Source organism: Actinoallomurus acaciae (assembly GCF_042429965.1).
Classification (GTDB): domain Bacteria; phylum Actinomycetota; class Actinomycetes; order Streptosporangiales; family Streptosporangiaceae; genus Actinoallomurus; species Actinoallomurus acaciae.
The window spans coordinates 1-940 of record NZ_JBHLZP010001152.1 but is presented as its reverse complement, the minus strand read 5'-3'; the positions used below and the strand labels follow the sequence as shown (position 1 = coordinate 940).

Genomic DNA, 940 nt, shown 5'->3' with positions numbered 1-940 from the left:
GGCGGCCACGGCGACCGACCCGCCGCCGACGCCGTACGCGGTGGTGTGCCCGCCGCCTGGCCCGCCGCCCTGCCGGGGCTCGCGGAGCCGCTGCTCGAGCGCCTTGGACTGCTTCTCGTACTCCGCGTGCGCCTGGCCGGAGGTGATCAGCTGGACACAGCGGATCAGCCGGTCCGTGAGCGAGGCGCTGTCCAGGGCCGGGTCCAGGTTCGCCGCGCCGGCCGCCTCGATGGAGTCGCGGTCGACGCCGTACTCCTGCGCGCTGATGTCGTTCGGCGAGTCCTCGTCCAGGGTCAGGATGACGCAGTCGCGGCCGAGCCGGCGGTGCACCGCGCCGGCGAGATGCTCGGCGTCGGGGAACTCGCCGCCCGCCGCCAGCGGCACGATCACCGCGAACACCGGCACCGGCGTGGCCTTCACCGCCGCCCGCAGCCGCTGTGCGTCCGGCACCGCGGACACGAGCGACGGCGCGACGTACACGGGGGACCGCCGCAGCGACGCGACGATCTTCGTCAGGTCACTTGCCAAGGACCCTCCCGACCAGGTCGCCGAGCTGCCCGTACCCGGTCTCGGCCCAGGGCGTCGCGGCCTCGTAGTACGGGCGGCCCCGGTCGAGGATGACGTCGGGCGCCCGCCGGTCGCGTACGGCCTTGGCGCACGCGGCGCACACGTTCACCTCGAGCTTCGGGCGCGTGCCGGGCGCCCGCCAGCGCACCGTGATCGTGCCGTCGCCGTGCCGGGGGTCGAAGTAGCACAGCGGCGGGCCGCCCCTGCCCTTCTGGACGAGGGCGAGCACGCCCGCGAGGTCGGCGGTGGAACGCGCCCGGTCGAAGGCACGGCCCGCGGCCGTGTAGGCGTCCAGGGCGGGTTCGCCTCCCTCCAGCGACTCGCCGAGCGCGACGAGCTCCGCCTCGGCACGGGCGCGCAGCTCGTCCTCGCC

2 pseudogenes are annotated in these 940 nt (G+C 75.9%); both read right to left on the bottom strand.

Features of this window, described 5'->3' with window-relative positions:
- Positions 1-528, bottom strand: a pseudogene (locus ACFFNX_RS51245) (hypothetical protein); the annotation flags it as partial.
- Positions 518-940, bottom strand: a pseudogene (locus ACFFNX_RS51240) (hypothetical protein); the annotation flags it as partial. The pseudogenes ACFFNX_RS51245 and ACFFNX_RS51240, both read right to left, overlap by 11 nt.